Source organism: Ferruginibacter profundus, assembly GCF_054783275.1.
Genome location: NZ_BAAGQW010000002.1, coordinates 983,649 through 1,001,500, shown reverse-complemented (window position 1 = coordinate 1,001,500; position 17,852 = coordinate 983,649). Strand labels below are relative to the sequence as shown.

At 38.7% G+C, this 17,852-nt stretch carries 17 protein-coding genes; 6 read left to right on the top strand and 11 right to left on the bottom strand.

Annotation, left to right across the window (positions count from 1 at the left end; all coding sequences use genetic code 11):
* Positions 1–107 precede the first annotated feature (107 nt).
* From ACYVM0_RS14415 to ACYVM0_RS14400, 4 genes are all read right to left on the bottom strand, one after another.
* Complete coding sequence (locus ACYVM0_RS14415) at positions 108–767, bottom strand: VOC family protein (RefSeq protein ID WP_460558035.1); 660 nt, start codon at positions 765–767, stop codon at positions 108–110.
* Between the two features lie 84 nt (positions 768–851).
* Entirely contained in the window at positions 852–2,291 is a 1,440-nt protein-coding gene (locus tag ACYVM0_RS14410; protein ID WP_460558034.1) for a serine hydrolase, read from the bottom strand.
* A 40-nt stretch (positions 2,292–2,331) separates the two neighbouring features.
* A complete protein-coding gene (locus tag ACYVM0_RS14405; RefSeq protein ID WP_460558033.1) occupies positions 2,332–2,730 on the bottom strand; it encodes a VOC family protein in 399 nt (132 codons plus the stop codon).
* Between the two features lie 198 nt (positions 2,731–2,928).
* A complete protein-coding gene (locus ACYVM0_RS14400) occupies positions 2,929–3,357 on the bottom strand; it encodes an SRPBCC family protein (RefSeq protein WP_460558032.1) in 429 nt (142 codons plus the stop codon).
* Between the two features lie 131 nt (positions 3,358–3,488).
* On the opposite strand from ACYVM0_RS14400, the gene ACYVM0_RS14395 reads away from it, so the two are divergent.
* A complete protein-coding gene (locus ACYVM0_RS14395) occupies positions 3,489–4,490 on the top strand; it encodes a GlxA family transcriptional regulator (protein WP_460558031.1) in 1,002 nt (333 codons plus the stop codon).
* A 55-nt stretch (positions 4,491–4,545) separates the two neighbouring features.
* Here the strand turns inward: ACYVM0_RS14395 and ACYVM0_RS14390 are convergent, their stop codons facing one another.
* The 5 genes from ACYVM0_RS14390 to ACYVM0_RS14370 form a co-directional block, all read right to left on the bottom strand.
* Positions 4,546–5,133 carry an acyl carrier protein gene (locus tag ACYVM0_RS14390; protein WP_460558030.1) on the bottom strand — a complete coding sequence of 196 codons (588 nt, stop codon included), beginning with the start codon at positions 5,131–5,133 and terminating at the stop codon, positions 4,546–4,548.
* A 45-nt stretch (positions 5,134–5,178) separates the two neighbouring features.
* Complete coding sequence (locus tag ACYVM0_RS14385) at positions 5,179–6,996, bottom strand: glycoside hydrolase family 13 protein (RefSeq protein ID WP_460558029.1); 1,818 nt, start codon at positions 6,994–6,996, stop codon at positions 5,179–5,181.
* 219 nt (positions 6,997–7,215) lie between these two features.
* Positions 7,216–7,716 (bottom strand): hypothetical protein, encoded by a 501-nt coding sequence (locus ACYVM0_RS14380; RefSeq protein WP_460558028.1) that lies wholly within the window; start codon positions 7,714–7,716, stop codon positions 7,216–7,218.
* Positions 7,717–7,793: 77 nt separating this feature from the next.
* Positions 7,794–8,741 carry a hypothetical protein gene (locus ACYVM0_RS14375; protein WP_460558027.1) on the bottom strand — a complete coding sequence of 316 codons (948 nt, stop codon included), beginning with the start codon at positions 8,739–8,741 and terminating at the stop codon, positions 7,794–7,796.
* A 199-nt stretch (positions 8,742–8,940) separates the two neighbouring features.
* On the bottom strand, positions 8,941–10,200 hold the full coding sequence (locus tag ACYVM0_RS14370; protein ID WP_460558026.1) for an aminotransferase class I/II-fold pyridoxal phosphate-dependent enzyme: 1,260 nt from the start codon (positions 10,198–10,200) through the stop codon (positions 8,941–8,943).
* A 266-nt stretch (positions 10,201–10,466) separates the two neighbouring features.
* Between ACYVM0_RS14370 and pafA the strand changes: the two genes are divergently transcribed.
* A complete protein-coding gene (gene pafA / locus ACYVM0_RS14365; RefSeq protein WP_460558025.1) occupies positions 10,467–12,104 on the top strand; it encodes an alkaline phosphatase family protein in 1,638 nt (545 codons plus the stop codon).
* A gap of 70 nt (positions 12,105–12,174) precedes the next feature.
* On the opposite strand, the gene ACYVM0_RS14360 is transcribed toward pafA, so the two are convergent.
* Both ACYVM0_RS14360 and ACYVM0_RS14355 read right to left on the bottom strand, forming a co-directional pair.
* Positions 12,175–12,738, bottom strand: coding sequence for a cupin domain-containing protein (locus ACYVM0_RS14360; RefSeq protein WP_460558024.1), 564 nt, complete (start codon positions 12,736–12,738; stop codon positions 12,175–12,177).
* A gap of 11 nt (positions 12,739–12,749) precedes the next feature.
* A complete protein-coding gene (locus tag ACYVM0_RS14355; protein WP_460558023.1) occupies positions 12,750–14,642 on the bottom strand; it encodes an ELWxxDGT repeat protein in 1,893 nt (630 codons plus the stop codon).
* Positions 14,643–14,871: 229 nt separating this feature from the next.
* Here ACYVM0_RS14355 and ACYVM0_RS14350 point away from each other — a divergent pair, with 229 nt between their 5' ends.
* From ACYVM0_RS14350 to ACYVM0_RS14335, 4 genes are all read left to right on the top strand, one after another.
* On the top strand, positions 14,872–15,981 hold the full coding sequence (locus ACYVM0_RS14350; RefSeq protein WP_460558022.1) for a sensor histidine kinase: 1,110 nt from the start codon (positions 14,872–14,874) through the stop codon (positions 15,979–15,981).
* Positions 15,956–16,669 (top strand): LytR/AlgR family response regulator transcription factor, encoded by a 714-nt coding sequence (locus tag ACYVM0_RS14345; protein ID WP_460558021.1) that lies wholly within the window; start codon positions 15,956–15,958, stop codon positions 16,667–16,669. Before ACYVM0_RS14350 ends, ACYVM0_RS14345 begins: the two co-directional genes overlap by 26 nt.
* A 151-nt stretch (positions 16,670–16,820) precedes the next feature.
* A complete protein-coding gene (locus ACYVM0_RS14340; RefSeq protein WP_460558020.1) occupies positions 16,821–17,144 on the top strand; it encodes a hypothetical protein in 324 nt (107 codons plus the stop codon).
* Positions 17,145–17,150: 6 nt separating this feature from the next.
* The gene (locus tag ACYVM0_RS14335) at positions 17,151–17,537 is read left to right on the top strand and encodes a DUF4386 domain-containing protein (RefSeq protein WP_460559877.1); all 387 of its coding nucleotides are present in this window, start codon (positions 17,151–17,153) and stop codon (positions 17,535–17,537) included.
* Positions 17,538–17,852: the final 315 nt, after the last annotated feature.

Below are 17,852 nucleotides of genomic sequence, written 5' to 3'. Positions count from 1 at the left end.
CTGAAACTAAATGTATAAATAAAACCTGATGATTGGTATCCCGAAAGCAACTATGCTCCAATTATTAACATTTTCCAATATTTTGAGAAAGGGATTGCTGTCAGCATTTACTCTTTGTTAATTATAATTTCTCTGATTAAATTACCTGTTGTTATTTTTATTCGTGTAAAATGTTTTTCTGCCTGTTGTTGTGTAGGATACCATTTCCGGTTTGTTTCTACAATTATAAATAAGCCATTATCATTTCCTAATGTAACAAATTCTTTGCTTTTAGTGCCTTTGGCAAAAACGGGCAATGTATTATCAAGCATTAATTGATCTGCAAGTTGTATTGGTGCATCAGTAACTATCCCTATCTCACTTATAGATTGAATGGATGAGATGCTGAAAGTTTTATCTGATGTATCGGGAAGATCAAAACGTGCAATGAATTCTACAATGTTTTTATTATTGTCGTAAAAATAAATAGCTTTTGCATTCCAGCTTTTAAAGTCTGCTACCATGCCACTACCGGTAGTTGCTATTAAATTAAGTTTTGCTGTAGCCCATTCTATCGCCTCATTTAATTTATTATGTGGAATGTTAAAAGCAAAGTGATATGTCGGATGTAAGTGATTGGATTGAATAAAAGTGAGTGTTGATTGCCCGGCTGAAAGCGATATTGTATCCGATGTTTTGTTTACCAGCTTCATTCCCAGGATGCCGGTATAAAATAATTCTGTTGCGTTAAGGTCGTCAGTCTGTATCTCTATTTCCAATATATCCATTACACCAGTTGTGATTATGTAGTTCAGTTCAATATGACTATATCATGTATTATAGTTTGCTTGCCAGGCATTAACAAGCATACGTTACTTTCCCTCCAGCTCCTTTAACCTGTTTTTCGCTTCTTCATACACCGGTGTTATGGCAAGGGCTTTTTTATAATACCTGATCGCATCTTCTTTTTTATTCAACGCTGCATAAATATTACCCATGGTAACCATTACAAGGTCCTTATCCGGAAACTCAGCCACATTATTTTCAGCAATTATTGTTGCTGCTTCAAATCTTTTAAGATCATATAATTGCTGTGCAATAAAATTCATCGAGATCCAGTCAATATAATAATGGGCCGTATCTGCTTTCATTTTTTTATATTCATCCACGGCTTTAGCAGCACCCGATCGTTCAATGATGGTTTCCATTTTTTTGTGTACGGGCTGTTTCAGTGTAACCGGTTTATTGTATAATACTTTGTACAAATTGTTGGTGATGCCAAAAAAATCAGTAGGAGAACTGTTGCAGAGTATTACCACAACACTATTGGTAGCAGGGATGCGTCGGATAAAAGAAATAAATCCTTCCGTCATACCTAAATGAAAATTAGAAGCCACGCTATCAACGGGTGTATATTTAAATTGTTTATTAAACCAGCCATAACCGTATTGTGCCAGTTCAATACCGGGGGTAAACATTGCTGACGTCAGTTCCTTATTCAGTAAACTGTTATCGGATAAAGCCAGATGAAATTTAAAAAGATCTTCCACAGTTGAATAGATATCACCCGTGCCCATGGTGTTCGACTGGTCCCTGAAATCGGAACTGGTATAACCGCCAAAACTATAATCATAACCTGTTGCCCTGTTGGGTACAATCTGTGTATGATAATAAGAACCCGAGTTGACCATGTTGAGTTTTTTAAAAATATCGTCGGCCATTAATTGGGCATACGTTTTATTGGTTACTCTTTCCATGATATAGCCCAATGTAAAATACCCCCAGCTGCTATATGCATAATGAGTGCCGGGTATAAATGCAAGCGGAGAATCAATAAACACTTTTATATATTCTTCCCTGCTGTAATGCTGGCGGCTTATCCTTGGAAAAAAATCTTTTATGATATCATAATTCGGTATGCCCGAAGTATGACTCAGCAATTGCCTGATGGTAACTTTTGCCGCCGGTTTATTTTTAAATTCGGGTAGATAGTTGTCAATAGTTTTATCTAAACCTACCAGGCCTTTTTGCACCTGTAGCAGCATCAATACAGCTGTTAAAGGTTTTGAAACAGACCCGATCATAAACTTTGTATCTGCCCGGTTTGGAATATTCCATTCCCTGTTGGCCAGTCCAAAAGCATCTTTGTAAATCACCTTCCCGTTTTCAGCCACCAGCACCGCACCATCAAACATGTTGTAATCATGATAGCTTTTCATTATTGCAGCCAGTTTATCTTTTTTGTTCTGGGCAAACATCACCGGCCCGATGATAATGCCGATAAGCAGCAGGAATATTTTTTTTGAATTCATATACGCTTATTTAAAAGTATGCTGATGCAATTGTTATTTGCTATATTTTTTTCTGTATCTGCCAGTAGTGCCCGAAAGGATCTTTAATGCTGCCTTGCCTGTACCCGTAATCATAATCCTGTGCAGGACTGATTTCAGTGGCTCCTGCTGTAATGGCGTTGTGCATTACTGCATCTACATCAGCAACAAACAAACCAATGCAAACTGTGGAGCCATTATTTTTACCCGGAGAAAAAAATGATGTATTTGCTGTTACTTCATGAACATGAAATATAGCGCCGTCAATGGAGAGCTCTGCCACATGAATACTGCCATCGTCGTTTGTAAAACGCAGTTGTTCTGTTGCACCAAAAGCATTTTGGTAAAATGAAATATCCATTACTCCGTTATTGATGAAAAGTTCAGGAGCAAAAAAGGTTTTATTTTCTTTTGCGGTCATAATTTTTTATTGAAATAATTGAAAAGGCCGGATGCTATCCGTGACATAATATTTTCAGAGTACCAAAACCAGTCTGAAAATATTTTATTGAAGTTAAGCATTAAAATACACCGGTGCAAGTAGATGAAGAAGGTGGCCGGCGGGGGAAAGTGTGGGTACGGGAGAATATAAACAGCAAAAATGTTTTTTAATGGTTGTCTATTGCAACTTGCGCTTAAGGTTTTCCATGTATTTTGTCCATGCACCCGAACAGGCATCATAACATTCAATCTGTGGTACCAGGCCGTCGTGGGTAAATGTTAGTTTTGTTTTATTCCCCTCTGTGGCAATATCAAAACTGATCCTGGTATCAACCCATTCAGCAGGGTGGCTTAAAAAACTAAGGTTACTATCTGTTACCAGCCAAACGATCTTTTTGCCGGGTACAAGCTCCACTAGTTTTTGTTTTGAATAATGAGCACCGCCACCTGCGGTAAAACTAAACTCATCATTAAGTTTTTTGTTTTTCCCTTTTATGGTTTCTTCATACAAACCTGACCACCATTGTTCAATATGCAACAGTAGTTGAAAGATATCCGCTGGCGTTTTTGATGAAGTGAAACTATTGGTGTAGCTGCCTTTTTTCATGTTGATTGTTTAAGATTGTTCAAATGTATAGTGCAAAACTACCGTCTTTATACTACTTTAACAGGGTGTAAAATAGACTTTGTAACGGGTTGTTTTAGACAAGACTTTTTTCTACCTTTACCAAAAAAACGATGAAGCATTTAACCATCCTGGTGCCCGACGGAGAAGGGAATAACCTCAGCAGCATAGTAGGTGCTTATAAAATATTTACCCGCGCCAATGAATATTGGTCGCAGAACGTTGCGGGGAAACCAAATGGCAGGCGGCAAATGTTCCAGGTTGAACTGGCGGGTATTTCAAAAAAAGTGGAGTATTACGACGGCTTGTTTTCGGTGAAGCCACATAAGAATATTGCAGCCATTACAAAAACTGATCTCATCATTATTCCCTCTCTAAATCACAATTATCAAAAAACTATAAAGCAAAATAAATTGCTGGCAGACTGGATCGGGCAACAATACAGGCACGGTGCCGAAGTAGCCAGCATTTGCACCGGCGCTTTTTTACTGGCCACATCGGGGTTGCTGGATGGAAAAAGCTGCTCCACACATTGGTCTGCGGCAGATCATTTCAGAACCATGTTTCCTAAAGTAAATGTAGCAACCGATAAACTGATCACCGATGAAAAAGGAATATATACTAACGGCGGTGCCTATTCTTTTCTTAACCTTATCATTTACCTGGTAGAGAAATACTACGACAGGCCCACCGCTATTTTCTGTTCCAAAGTATTCCAGGTTGAAATGGACAGGCAGAGTCAGTCGGCATTCATTATCTTCCGGGGGCAGAAATTACATGGCGATGAAGTGGTAAAAAAAGCACAGGAGTATATTGAAAGCAATTTGCATGAAAAGATATCGGTTGAAAATTTATCTTCCCGGCTTGCGGTGGGCAGAAGAAATTTCGACAGGCGTTTTATCAAAGCAACAGGTAACACACCTGTGGAATATTCGCAGCGGGTGAAAATTGAATCGGCAAAAAAATCACTGGAGACAAGCCGGAAAACCATCAATGAAGTGATGTACGAAGTAGGCTATTCGGATGTAAAAGCATTTCGAGAAGTGTTCAGGAAAATTACAGGCATCTCGCCGCTGGAGTACAGGGACAAATATAATAAAGATGCGGTGGTATAGGAGAGAACATGTTTTTCGCCAGGCTTATTTTTACGATTTCATGTTGGCTATAGTTTTAATCAATACCTAAATCGTCTGTAAATATTTTTTCAATTCCAATCTCCGAATAGTCTACGCCAATTTTGTCCACAGTAATTCTCATGATGGCGATATAGATTTCATACTTTGATTTGTACTCTATTGTCAGGGCATTGCTATTCAGATTTTTTGCAAGCGTTATATCTATGAACTTCTTCCAGGTGATCTTATCGAAGTCAATATCATCTATCATAGTCAACCAGTGTTTGACATTTCCCAATATTCTATTGCTATTTTCAGGTTTAAAATAGATGCCAGGCAATTTTAAATTTAATTTACTTTCAATTGCCTGTATTAAGCATTTGTCCCGGATATCTAAATTATCAGCAACTTTGCTGCTTATTACAAAGTCAACGAAATCTTTTCTTTGGCTTTGTAATTCTGTTTTGAATAATGAGAATATTTTTTCCCTTAGTGTGAAGTCATAGGATTTAACCGCTAGAATATTTGCCACACAATCTACGAGTTTACCAACCGTGTAAGCTTTCTCCGCTTCACGGTCGGGGATTGAAATAGAAAAATGATTTTCTACTTCCAATATCAATTCAACGCTGTCGAGTCCCATAAAAATCAGTAAAGCAGGGGTTTATGAAATTTGAATTGTTTGCTGTTATCTATTACCCAATACCACAACATCCATTGCATTCACATTAACCTGGTTGCCGGCAGCTGAATGCGTAAACAAATTTTTATACTGCTGTTTTTTTAATTCCGGGTTGGTGAATGATAATGATTTGCCGCTGCGGTTAATGATCACGATCACTTCTTCGTTGCCCAGCTTACGGGTGAAGGCATACAGTTTTTTTTCATCATCAATAACCAAAGTGTTGTAGCTCCCCAATTTAATAGATTTGTATTGCTGACGTAAGCCGATAAATTTTTTATACCAGGCAAACAGATCTTTGTCGAACACCACTTCATCAGTACTATGTTTACTTTGATCAGGATTAAAAGTTTCCGCATCATATTTTTTATCCGGCCATAGCATTGGTTTACGGCAGTCGGGGTCGTTGGCGCCCCACATACCGGCTTCATCACCATAAAAAAACATGGGCGCACCTAAGTAAAGCATTTGAAATGCTACTATCAGTTTTTGTTTTTGCCTTTGTTCCGGCGTTGGTTTACGGGCATTGTATTTTTTGTTATTGCTCTTCTGGCTCCAGCCAAAATATTTTCCCCAGTCACCAAACTTTTTACCATCAGGATTTGCTACGGCACTTGCAAGCCTTGTGGCATCATGACTGTTCATCAGGTTCTGCATATTTAAAGCCACGTCTTCACCAAATGCTTCCCGCAATTCTTTCAGCTTCCTGTCAAACTCAGTAACTGTTGAGGCAGTGGTATCCTGCACAAAAAAATCATGCATGATAAAAGCAAAGTTGTAATTCATGGTAGCATCAAATTCATCGCCCTTTAAATACGGTTTTGTTTGTTCAACAGGATACACCAGTTCAGCAGTTAAATAGGCATTAGGGTTGATATGGCGAACCCACTTGCGCCAGTCTTTCCAAAAAGGATGGCCCACATCATAAGCCACATCCAGTCGCCAGCCGTCAATACCATAAGCTATGCCTTTGTTCATCGGGTTCATCCAGCGCATGGTGGAGTTAAAAATGTATTGTTTCGGGCCTGCAACTATGCCGCTGCTGTCTTCTTTTAATTCAGGTAATGTTTTTACACCAAACCATCCGTTGTAGTCGAATTTTGTACCTTTTGCACTATCCCCCCAGCTTTTTATTTCAAACCAGTCTTTGTATGCGGATGCCTGTTGGTTTTTTACCACATCCTGGAAGGCAAAATTCTTTACACCCAAATGATTGAACACACCATCGAAGATAATGTACATCTTTCGCTTGTGTACTTCTTCAATCAGCTTTAAGGCAAGCAGGTCGGCCTTTGTCCATACCCAGGTATCGGGCTTCAGCGGATCTTCTTTTTGCATCATGGTTATATCTCCTTCGGGGTCGGGACCAAAAGTAGGGTCAACATGATGATAACAAAGGGCATCATATTTATGTGAGGAAGGCGACCAGAAAATGGGTGTCATGTAGATTGCATTTACACCTAACGATTGTATGTACCCGAGTTTATCAATTACGCCCTGCAGGTCGCCGCCATACCTCCTCCGCTGCAGGTTATAATAAATGTCTTTCCCGTTTTTTTGTTCATAAGGTTGCAACTGGTACCAGTCGCTTGTCCAGGGATGAATCTGAAATGGGGAAGTATCATCAAAAGGATAGGCTCCGTCCTGGTCCCTTACTTTCGGGTCGTTGGCGGGGGCGCCATTATTAAATCTTTCCGGAAATACCTGGTACCATACCGCACCTTTGCTCCATTGCGGTGCAGGATTATTTTGTGCTGCAACGGGTGCTGCATAAAATAACAGGAATTGAACGAGGAGAATAGTGGAGATTATTTGTTTTTTCATTTTTTAAATTTGAAATGTACTGCGTACAACTGGGAGAGGTGGAGTTGTTGGGGAATAAGTATTATGCCTTCCATTGCCGCTGGGGATTGAAAATGTAATTGGTGAAGTTACGCACTAAACCCCATTTTTTGCTCGGCTTAAATAACCGCCCCAATTTGTAAATGATTGATGCTTGTATATCAAAATACATCTGCTCTAAACCTGAGGTTTGGGGCTGCATTAGCTCTTTTTCTTTTTTTTATGTTTCGGATCAATATATTCCGGAGTAATAATCTTTATGATTTTTTGATCCGGCAGATTAGATCTTACAAAAGAATTCTCTTCAATCTGAACTCTCCACATCTTTACTATGTAAGACGAATCAATCATAATGGATGAATTATCATTCACTATGTGATCATCCAGGATTAAAATTACCGGAGCATTTTTCTCAATATTATTAAGTTGAGCAATATCCTGAATTGATAAAAATTTATAATCGTTGGGGTTTTTAGACTTCATGTAAATTTTTCCACCTGGTGCTGTGGTATCTCCATCATTAATTTCATTCACACTTTCTATTTTATCAGGATTAAATAATGTGATTTTATCAAGCCTGATTGAATCGAGAAAATAAACCGGCTCAGATTTATTTTTTTTGTTTGTCTTTTGAGATATGGCATGAAACGACATTAAAATGGGAATAATTGCGAGCAAATATGTACGGATTTTTTGAAGCATTTTATTGAAATTCAATCAGGGTGTATCATTTGGTTAATATTGTTCATGCTGTTCAACAGCATGTTAGGGTCAGTTTTTTATTTTAATTTTATTGTTGCAGCCAGTTTTTTAAACTCTGCCAAATTATTTTCTATATCTTTTTTTGCGATTCCTTGTATAACTATAGCCTTGTCATCTTTAGCAACTGAACATATATAAATTACTCCGCTTTTACCTTGCAGTTGTCCATACACTTCAGCTTGATATGTATCATAGCCATTTCGCTTTTCATTACTTATATTTTTTATTTCCGGATTTGTTAAGCCATATTGTTGAGCCTTTCCAATCATCATATCTGAAATACTTTTTACTGTAGCAGAGTTACTCATTGGAAGCTGAGTAACCAATAGTATTGGTGCTTCTTTATCGCTGCTGTTATCTTTCCCGTCAATGGAGTAAATGTATAGATTGGAACTGTATTGATAGAATTTAAATTTTGACTCCTTGTCGCTTAAAGAAAAGTTAGCAGTTTCAAAAGGTTCTATTTTTTTTGATTTATCATAGTAGATGGTATTTAAGCAATCAATAATTTGCTTGCCGGTAAGTTCTTCATTTACCGGATATGCGGCCATTATCATAACAGAAAAGGTAGTGTCTCCAAAAACCAAAGCAATTGCTTTAGCGGCTGGGTCGCCTTGCATAGAAATATATTTGGCCGGGTAGCCATCGACTTTTATTTCTTTATAGTCAAATATCTTTACCCCTTGCTTTTCAAATGATTCTTTACTAAAAGTTGCTGTATTTGTGTAAAAGTTACCTCCTACTAAATCGTAAACGTTAAGCATTGAACTCTCACCCTTTTGTAAACCCAGAAATGTCTTTGAAACTGAAAAGTTAACGGGTGGTATTACGAATAATCTTGTACCTGGAATATTAATATGCTTTGTTGTTTTACTATTAGAAACAACTTGTTTTATTTTCCCTGTTTGTGTCTGTCCACAAGCAGTCAAGGACAAAATAAAAAAGGGATAGATTAGTTTTCTCATGTAGAGTATCTTTTAAAATTACCTGCAGATTATGCATCTATGAAACTCTTATTCACTAAAAACAAAAAAAATAATTGACAAATGAACAGAGATTTTTGATTGGCTAATTGTTACTAAATAAAATTAATCTTTAATTCCTGAAATAAAAAATCCTCCCCAGGTCATTGAGGAGGATTCAAAATAGCATTCAAAAAAAGATTTACGCAAAACTCTTCTCCGCCATATCCGGTATTTTCTCTGCTTTATAGGCACCGGCATCCAGTTTCTTTTTGGTGGCTTCAAAAGCCTGTAAAGTTCTTTCAATATCCGCATCGCTGTGTGATGCAGTAGGGATGAGCCTGTAAATGATATCGCCTTTAGGTATTACAGGGTACACCACAATAGAACAGAAGATACCGTAATTCTCTCTCAGGTCCATTACCATTTGCGTAGCTTCAGGTACATCACCTTTCATGTAGATAGGTGTTACCGGGCTGTTGGTATCGCCAATATCAAAACCACGTTCTTTTAAACCGCTTTGTAATTTAGTTACATTGCTCCAGAGTTTTTCTCTCAGCTCGGGCATGGTTTTTATCATGTCCATACGTTTCAACATACCTTCTACTACTAACAACGGAACACTCTTGGCAAATATTTGTGAGCGTACATTGTAACGCAAATATTTAATCACCGCTTTTGGTCCGCAGATAAAACCACCCAGGCTACCTAAGCTTTTTACCATGCTGGAAAAATACAGGTCAATACCATCCTGGCAACCCTGTGCTTCATCGGCACCTGCACCAGTGGGGCCCATATAACCAAAGCCATGTGCATCATCAATTAAAATACGGAATTCGTATTTTTTCTTCAGTGCAACAATATCTTTCAAAATGCCCTGTTCACCATCCATACCAAACACGCCTTCGGTAATTACTAAAATACCACCACCGTTTTTAGCTGCTAATTCAGTAGCCCTCTGCAATTGCTTTTCGCAATCTTCAATATCGTTGTGTTTAAAGGCATAGCGATGGCCCATGTGCAGGCGTACACCATCCACAATGCAGGCATGAGACTCTGCATCGTACACGATCACATCACGGCGGTTCACCAATGCATCAATACAACTCATGATGCCCTGGTAACCAAAGTTCAGTAACATAGTATCTTCCCGGCCTACAAATTCGCTGATCACTCTTTCCAGCTCTTCATGCATGGTAGTGTTGCCACTCATCATTCTTGCACCCATGGGATTGCCCATACCGTATTTGGCAGCTGCTTCAGCATCTACTTTTCTGATTTCAGGATGGTTTACCAGACCCAGGTAATTATTCAGGCTCCATACCAATACATCTTTACCGCGGAATTTCATGTGTGGCCCCAATTCACCCTCTAACTTAGGGAATGCAAAATAGCCATGTGCCCTGTCCATATAAGCACCAATCGGGCCACCGTCTTTTACTAACTTTTCAAAAACATCCATACTGATTGTAGATTTTAGATTTACGATTTTAGATTTTGTTTCCAATACCCTGGTCTCTGCACCTGATTTGTACTTAGGATCTTCAGACGAAACAATAAAGAGTAGCTAATGTTAAAAATCCTTTTAATCTTTATTATCCTGCTAAATCCCCGTTCCAACAATTCCGCAAAAATAACGTAATCCGGGCAAAATGCATAACATTGGCATAACAATGCACCGGGGTATAAATCATGTGGTTAAAGATTATCTTTGCCAAAATTGTCAATATGCACAGGAGATATTCCCTTGGTTTTTATTTTGTATTACTGGCGCTTACTGCCGGTCTGTCTTTAAATGTTTCAGCACAGGCACCTGCCAAACCAAAACTGGTGGTGGGCCTTGTAATTGACCAGATGCGCTGGGATTACCTGTACCGCTACAATGCTTTATATAGCAACGGTGGTTTTAAAAGGTTAATGAAAGAAGGTTTTACTGCCGAAAATACTTTGATACCATACCTGCCTACTTATACCGCAGTGGGCCATACCTGTATTTACACGGGCAGTGTACCTGCAATTGCCGGTATTGTAGGTAATAACTGGTTCGATAAAACCACGAATAAATTTGTGTATTGTACCGATGATAGTACAGTAAGTACCGTGGGCAATAATGGCATTGCCGGAAAAATGAGTCCTGCAAATTTGTGGGCCACCACTATTACTGATGAACTGCGCCTGAGCAACAATTTTAAAAGTAAAGTAATTGGTATTGCTTTAAAAGACAGGGGCGCTATTTTACCTGCAGGCCATAGCGCCAATGCCGCCTATTGGTATGATGGTGGTAAATGGATCAGCAGTACACACTACATGAGCAAATTACCTGATTGGGTAAACACATTTAATGCTAAAGACGAAGCCGGTACTTTTATGAGTAAGGACTGGAATACGCTGTTGCCGATAGATCAATATGATTTGAGTACGGCAGATGACAAGCCTTATGAGAATATGATCCGTGGAGAAAAAACTGTGGTGTTTCCGCACCGTCTTTCTGCCATTGACGGAGGCAATAAATATGAAGCCTTTCGCACTACGCCTTTTGCCAACACGTTTACTTTTGACTTTGCCAAAGCGGCAATAGAAAGTGAAGGCCTTGGAAAAAATACGGTACCAGATTTTTTAGCGGTAAGTATTTCTTCCACTGATTATGTAGGCCATTCTTTTGGGCCCAACTCCATTGAAATTGAAGACACGTATTTACGTTTGGATAAAGACATTGAAAGTTTTTTAAATTACCTGGATGCAAAAATCGGCAAGGGTAATTATACGTTGTTCTTATCTGCCGATCATGGTGTGGCGCATATTCCGGCTTTTTTAGAAGAGCACAATATACCAGGCGGTACATTTGATGATGCAGAAGTGCAGAGAGATTTAAACAAACAGGTGGAAGAAAAACTGGGTGTAAAAACTGCTGTAAAAACAGTGATGAACTACCAGGTGTACCTGAATAAAAATAATATTATGGATGCCGGTAAAACAATGGCTGAAGTAAAACAATTTGTGATGGATGCTTTAAAGGAAAAGGATTTTATTATTGAAGCAGTTGACCTGGCTAAAGTGGGCGAATCATCTTTACCCGAACCACAAAAAAAGATGATGATCAATGGCTACAATCCAAAACGCAGCGGCGATATACAATTTACTTTTAAACCCGGTTATTTTGATGGGGGTAAAAAAGGTACCACCCATGGTTTATGGAATCCTTACGATGCTCATATTCCCTGTTTATTCTTTGGCTGGGGTGTAAGGCCGGGCAAAACGCACCGTGAAACTTATATGACGGATATTGCACCAACAATAGCCGCTATGCTGCATATACAAATGCCGAGCGGCAGCGTGGGTAAGGTGATTGCGGAATTGGTGAAATAATATTTTACAGCTTAATTGCCTGTCCGGTTCACTACAGAAACGGACAGGCAATTTTTTTTTTCGATAAAAATTACTTCACTTGTAACGGCGGCCCTGCAATAACCATATCATGATCGGTAAATGCTTTTGCCATTTCTTCTTTTGATGGTGGCATGGTCCATGCAGCAGTAGTTTTAAAAAATGCTTCCATTTTTCCTGCAGGTAAATAGGTAACCATCATTCTTGCTTTTTCGGTAAGCTGCACAAAAGCATGTGGTACATTTTTCGGTAGAAAAATAGTATCACCGGTCTCCAGGTAAAATGTATCTTCTCCTACCTGGAAATAATATTTCCCTTCCACCACATAAAACCATTCGTCCTGCAAAGGATGAATATGCAATGGCGGACCGCCATTGAGTGTATGGCCTGTTTGTTCAAATACTGCAATGCCTTCGTTGGTATCTTTGCCGGAAATTTTTATATCTAAAGTATTTGCAGTTACACCTTTCATCGTGTAGTGTTCACCAAACCTGGCTTCACCGGATTTTACCTTGAATCCTTTGTTGGTTCTTTCCATAAGTTGATTTTTAAATTGAGCGAAAATACTTACCGGGTATAAGGCCAAGGAAGCCAGGAGAAATTTTCTGCGTTGCATAATTTGTAGTTTTATTCTTTAATGAATTTTATCGTTTGTTCGGTATCCTTTTCTTTTAATCTGATGAAATATATTCCTTTAGGCAGCTTGCTGATAGTGAAATAATTTGCAGCAGCGCTGATAGAAAGACGGTCAATTGTTTTTCCATTAACATCAGTAATTACAGCGGTAGAAATATTGCGCAAGCCATGTATATACAATTTATTTGTTGCAGGATTAGGGAACACAGATAAAGCAACTTTTGCAAAAGGGTTTAAAATAATAGTATTGCTGTAACTCGTTTTGCCGTCAATATCTTTTTGTAATACACGGAAATAATTTTTAAAAGTAGTATTGGCAGAAACTGTACAGGAATAGTTGTTACTGTTACCTGCATTCACTATACAGGCATCGGTATATGTAGTGCCGTTACTGCTTTGCTGTACGGTGTAATCTTTTACATTTACCTGGTTAGCAACCTGCCAGTTTATTTTTGCCTGTGCATTCTGCCATTGCGCCTGTATGCCTAACCATGTAACGGGTAATGTGCCCGGGGTAAGTTTTAATAATTCAAAATCTATTGCAAAGCCATTGCAAATTCCGGAAAAATATAATTCAGTATTGAAGGTTGCAAATTGAAATATATTACTAAAACTACTTACAGGGTTAACCGTGTTTTGAAGTACAATAGGAATAGTGCCCGCAGTGGAGCCATTGCTTTGCCATACCGGGTAAGAAAAATTATCATTAACAGTGAAATATAATTTACCATTCCAAACCGTAAGCGCTTTCAGATCATTAAGAAGGGGTTGTCCTCCGCCACCGGTTTTAACCAAACTGGTACCGGCAGCAGTGCCATCAGATTTCCATAATCCGTGTGCATTGTTGCCCAGGTAACAACAAAAAAACAACTGCCCGTTGTAAACAACACTTTGAAACGGATAACTGCTATTGATGCCCGGCTCCATATCCATTACTATTTGTGTGCCTGCAGCCGTGCCATCAGTTGAAAATAATTCCCTGCCATGGGTATCATCTGTAGCAGTAAAATAAACCTTGTTATTGTAAGTGATAAAATTATCCGGGCTGCCGCTATACATTACGCCACCTGATTCGGGCATTAAATTGATGACCATATTAGTGCCCGCAGTGCTGCCATCACTCACCCATAATTCGCTGCCATTGATACCATCATACGAGTTAAAATATAATTGGTTATTTAACACGGTATAATTACTTCCGAAAGTATTGATAATATCTGGCTTTACTATTACGGTTCCTGCAAGCGTGCCATCGCTTTTCCATAAGCCATATCCGGCGCCGCTACCGTTATCACTGGTAAAGAAAATGTCGGTATTCATCACGGCAAAATCTGTCATGCCATTAAAAAGTACTACGCCATTATCTTTTATAATAGTGGTTCCGGCTACGGTACCATCACAAACATATAGTTTATGATTATTGTCGTTAATAAAAAAAAGTTTATCATTCGCTACCGTAAAAGCTTTTGGAAATGACCCGCTACTGCCCGGTTCAATATCTTTAAACAATGCCGTACCTGCAGGTGTGCCGTCACTTACCCAAAGTTCATACCCGTTAACACCATCGTTGTAAGAAAAATAAATTTTATTGTTGTAAGCAATGATATCTTCAAGACCATTTACTGGAGTTGCTGGCGGGGTGAGCTTAATCGTGTTGCCGCTTGTGCCTTCGGTTACCCAAAGGCCATTGCCATTTACATTGTCATTGGCAATGAAAAATAATTTATTGTTGGCAATCGTAAAATCAAAGGGAGAAGAACTGTTAACGGGATTGATCTCTTTTACTTTCTGGATATTTTGTGCCTGCATTAGTGGTAATGTAAACACCATGAAAATAAGCAGGGATAAAATTTTGTGTACGGTAAGAAAAGAAAAGCGTTTCATAATTTCAGGTTTAATGATTTTACAACATAAAAGTATGGAGCCGCAAAATTGAAAAACAACTAAGTAGATGAAGGGACTAATTCAGAAAGCAGACAACGTAATTGGTTAAACCTGTTATATTATTAGACATATATTGTTGTTTGTCTTCAAAATAATGTCGTTTGTCTATAAAGGGTTAAGCATATAGGCGGCGCATGTATTTAGTTGTACTTTTGAGAAACCGCCGAAAATGAAATTCCAGTCTTTTTTTGCAAAGCATGAGTGGGTAAGGAAGATATTGTTACACCTGCTATTCTGGATCATTGTGCTTACTTATTTTGCCTGGGGATTTGGGGCAAAAACAAGTTTCGCTACTTCTTTTTACAATATCATAATTTACCTGCCGGGTTTTATGCTCATGGTATATTCACTAATTTATTTTCTGACTCCCCGTTTTCTTTTCCAAAAAAAATACGGCTATTTTTTTGCCGGGTTATTGGTTGTTTTGTTATTGTGCCTTGGCTATTCAGAGCTGGTGCAAATGGTGGTTAAAAGCAAAGTGTTTAACGGCCTTACCATGAACGAAGGCAGAGGTGTATTGCCATTCATTCATATCGGCGGCATTGCTATTGCCATTAATCTTTTAAAATACTGGTACCAGCAAAAGCAACAAACCTTAGAGGCAGAGCAAAAGAAAACAGCAGCAGAACTGGAATTATTAAAATCGCAGGTTCATCCGCATTTTTTATTCAATACCCTTAATAATTTGTATGCGCATGTTTTAGATCAGTCACCTAAGGCGCCGGAGATTGTGTTGAAATTATCTAACCTCCTGCGTTTCATGATCTATGAAAGCGGTGTGCCTTTAATACCACTCACTAAAGAAATTAAATTGCTGCAGGAATATATTTCATTGGAACAATTGCGCTACGGCGACAGGCTGGATGTTTCGGTTACAGTTACCGGTACGCTGGAAGATAAACAGGTAACACCATTATTAATGTTGCCGTTGGTAGAAAATGCGTTTAAACACGGCACAAGTAATCAAACCGATCAATGCTGGATAAGTTTTGACTTGCACGTTACAGAACAAAGTATGCATTTTAAACTGGTGAATAGTAAAGATGGTGGACCGGCTTCGGTAAGTAATGAGAGTAAGGGAATTGGTTTATTAAATGTAAAACGCAGGTTGGACCTGCTGTACAATGGCCGGTATACATTTGCTACCGAAGAAGATAATGAAGTGTTTGTAGTTAATCTTGAAATACAATGGAACAACAGCGTTGCCCCAAAAACTGCTGCAGCAATTATTAACCAGTCAATCAATCAGCAATATGAAATGGAAATGTTTACTGGTTGATGATGAACCACCGGCATTAAATATTCTTGAAAAATATATTGCCCTGATCGAGCAACTGGAAGTAGTGGACAAATGCAGCAACGCCTTCCAGGCAATGGAGGTACTGCAAAAGAAAAAAGTAGACCTTATTTTTTTAGATATCCAAATGCCGAAGCTCTCCGGTACTGGTTTTTTAAATACGCTGAAAAATCCGCCAAAAGTAATTTTTACAACAGCATTTAAAGAATATGCCAGCGAAGCATTTGACCTTGATGCAGTAGATTATCTGGTGAAGCCGGTGTCGCTGGAACGCTTTATTAAAGCGGTAAACAAAGTAACACAGGCCAATAATTTTATAGCAGAAAAACCAGCTACTGCTGATACAGCAGGGTTTTTATATTTCCGGGCCGACCGTAAAATGGTGAAGGTATTTTTAGATGATATAATTTATGTTGAGAGTTTAAAGGATTATATCAAAATTTACCGGGTAAAAGAAAAGCCTTTACTGGTAAAACAATCTATGAGTACGCTGGAAGCGATGTTGCCGGAGCATTTGTTTTTAAGGGTGCATCGTTCATTTGTAGTGGCAATAAATAAAATTACAGCGTTTACAAATCATGATGTGGAGGTTGGAGAAATGGCAATTCCGATAGGGCGCCAGTATGCCGCCAGACTGCAACAGTTTCCGGGGTTTAAAAAACAGGGGTAAATAAAAACGTCGTTCACAATTTAGTTGAAGACGGTTTTTTTGTTTACCCTGAAATAGGTTGACTACAAATCAACCAAAATGGAAATCAAAGACCAGACCATTCAGGAGTATTTAAACAGCGGTTGCGGTTACCGAATATTACAAGCCAGGTATGGCATTATCAAATAGCAATGGGGAGAGCTCTTTTTTTGATTTATTAGGGCGCAATAAACTGCTGGTACGTAAAACAAAAGGAAGTGTACACCATCAAGTGCAAACACCGTTTTCGCCACTATCCCAACCTGGTAAAGCCTGCCTGCCGGCGTGCAGGTTTTGCAGTACGGCTTATGTGCAATTTTTACAACGGCACCAGGCACACGTCAGCATGACTCAAAATGGCGACCCTTATGAAAATACCCCGGTAAGCTATCGGGACCGAAAGAGTGAATGGAATTTTAAAGCCGGAACTGATCAGGAGGTATTACGATACGATTGATAATGCATCGGTCTTTTTTTACCACTGGTATTGTATAAATTATTAAAACCTGTAAATGAAACTTACGCAAAAATTATGGTTCTTTTAGCAGTAATGAGTGTACCAATATTTTTCTTAAATGTTCAAAATCAATTTAACGTTCTTTCGCTTGTCAGCAATAAAAGCAATCATTTAGGTTTTGCTGCCGGACAACTACAATCGCAGGTTATATTATATCTTGGCCAATTTGACAATGGTATGCGAATTGTTCATATATTTTCAGGACTATGGTTATTTTCGTTTGGATATTTAGTTTTCAAATCAGGCTTTCTGCCAAGAATTTTAGGTGTGTTATTAATGCTTGGCTGTCGGGGGCATAAAGCTATTTTAGTAGTTTATTGCATACCGCTATGAATGCTTGTTTTCCTGTCTTGCCATTGGCGCTGAAGCTTTCGTATTTTATTTTACAGGCAGTATTGATTTTCATGCATTCATGCTGCACACCTGCCTGCCTGGTTATAAGGATACAGCACGAAGGTTTACCGCCAAGTTTGTATTTCCTGGGCCGCCCCGCATGCTGTTACCGCTGCTGTAGGGTGGTGTGTAACTCCGCCGAAACTGACTAGTTGCCTGGGTTTTGTTATAAGTGAGTTTTGGCTACGCCACATTTTTTACAATAGGATTAACCATTTTCAAAAGATAATTAAATGTCATTGATGCTACGCTAAA

Bases quoted from the DNA above. Each gene is read 5' to 3' on its own strand.
- ACYVM0_RS14415 (WP_460558035.1), bottom strand. From the start codon at position 767: ATGGATATATTGGAAATAGAGATACAGACTGACGACCTTAACGCAACA.
- ACYVM0_RS14410 (WP_460558034.1), bottom strand. From the start codon at position 2,291: ATGAATTCAAAAAAAATATTCCTGCTGCTTATCGGCATTATCATCGGG.
- ACYVM0_RS14405 (WP_460558033.1), bottom strand. From the start codon at position 2,730: ATGACCGCAAAAGAAAATAAAACCTTTTTTGCTCCTGAACTTTTCATC.
- ACYVM0_RS14400 (WP_460558032.1), bottom strand. From the start codon at position 3,357: ATGAAAAAAGGCAGCTACACCAATAGTTTCACTTCATCAAAAACGCCA.
- ACYVM0_RS14395 (WP_460558031.1), top strand. From the start codon at position 3,489: ATGAAGCATTTAACCATCCTGGTGCCCGACGGAGAAGGGAATAACCTC.
- ACYVM0_RS14390 (WP_460558030.1), bottom strand. From the start codon at position 5,133: ATGGGACTCGACAGCGTTGAATTGATATTGGAAGTAGAAAATCATTTT.
- ACYVM0_RS14385 (WP_460558029.1), bottom strand. From the start codon at position 6,996: ATGAAAAAACAAATAATCTCCACTATTCTCCTCGTTCAATTCCTGTTA.
- ACYVM0_RS14380 (WP_460558028.1), bottom strand. From the start codon at position 7,716: ATGCTTCAAAAAATCCGTACATATTTGCTCGCAATTATTCCCATTTTA.
- ACYVM0_RS14375 (WP_460558027.1), bottom strand. From the start codon at position 8,741: ATGAGAAAACTAATCTATCCCTTTTTTATTTTGTCCTTGACTGCTTGT.
- ACYVM0_RS14370 (WP_460558026.1), bottom strand. From the start codon at position 10,200: ATGGATGTTTTTGAAAAGTTAGTAAAAGACGGTGGCCCGATTGGTGCT.
- pafA (WP_460558025.1), top strand. From the start codon at position 10,467: ATGCACAGGAGATATTCCCTTGGTTTTTATTTTGTATTACTGGCGCTT.
- ACYVM0_RS14360 (WP_460558024.1), bottom strand. From the start codon at position 12,738: ATGCAACGCAGAAAATTTCTCCTGGCTTCCTTGGCCTTATACCCGGTA.
- ACYVM0_RS14355 (WP_460558023.1), bottom strand. From the start codon at position 14,642: ATGAAACGCTTTTCTTTTCTTACCGTACACAAAATTTTATCCCTGCTT.
- ACYVM0_RS14350 (WP_460558022.1), top strand. From the start codon at position 14,872: ATGAAATTCCAGTCTTTTTTTGCAAAGCATGAGTGGGTAAGGAAGATA.
- ACYVM0_RS14345 (WP_460558021.1), top strand. From the start codon at position 15,956: ATGAAATGGAAATGTTTACTGGTTGATGATGAACCACCGGCATTAAAT.
- ACYVM0_RS14340 (WP_460558020.1), top strand. From the start codon at position 16,821: ATGGCATTATCAAATAGCAATGGGGAGAGCTCTTTTTTTGATTTATTA.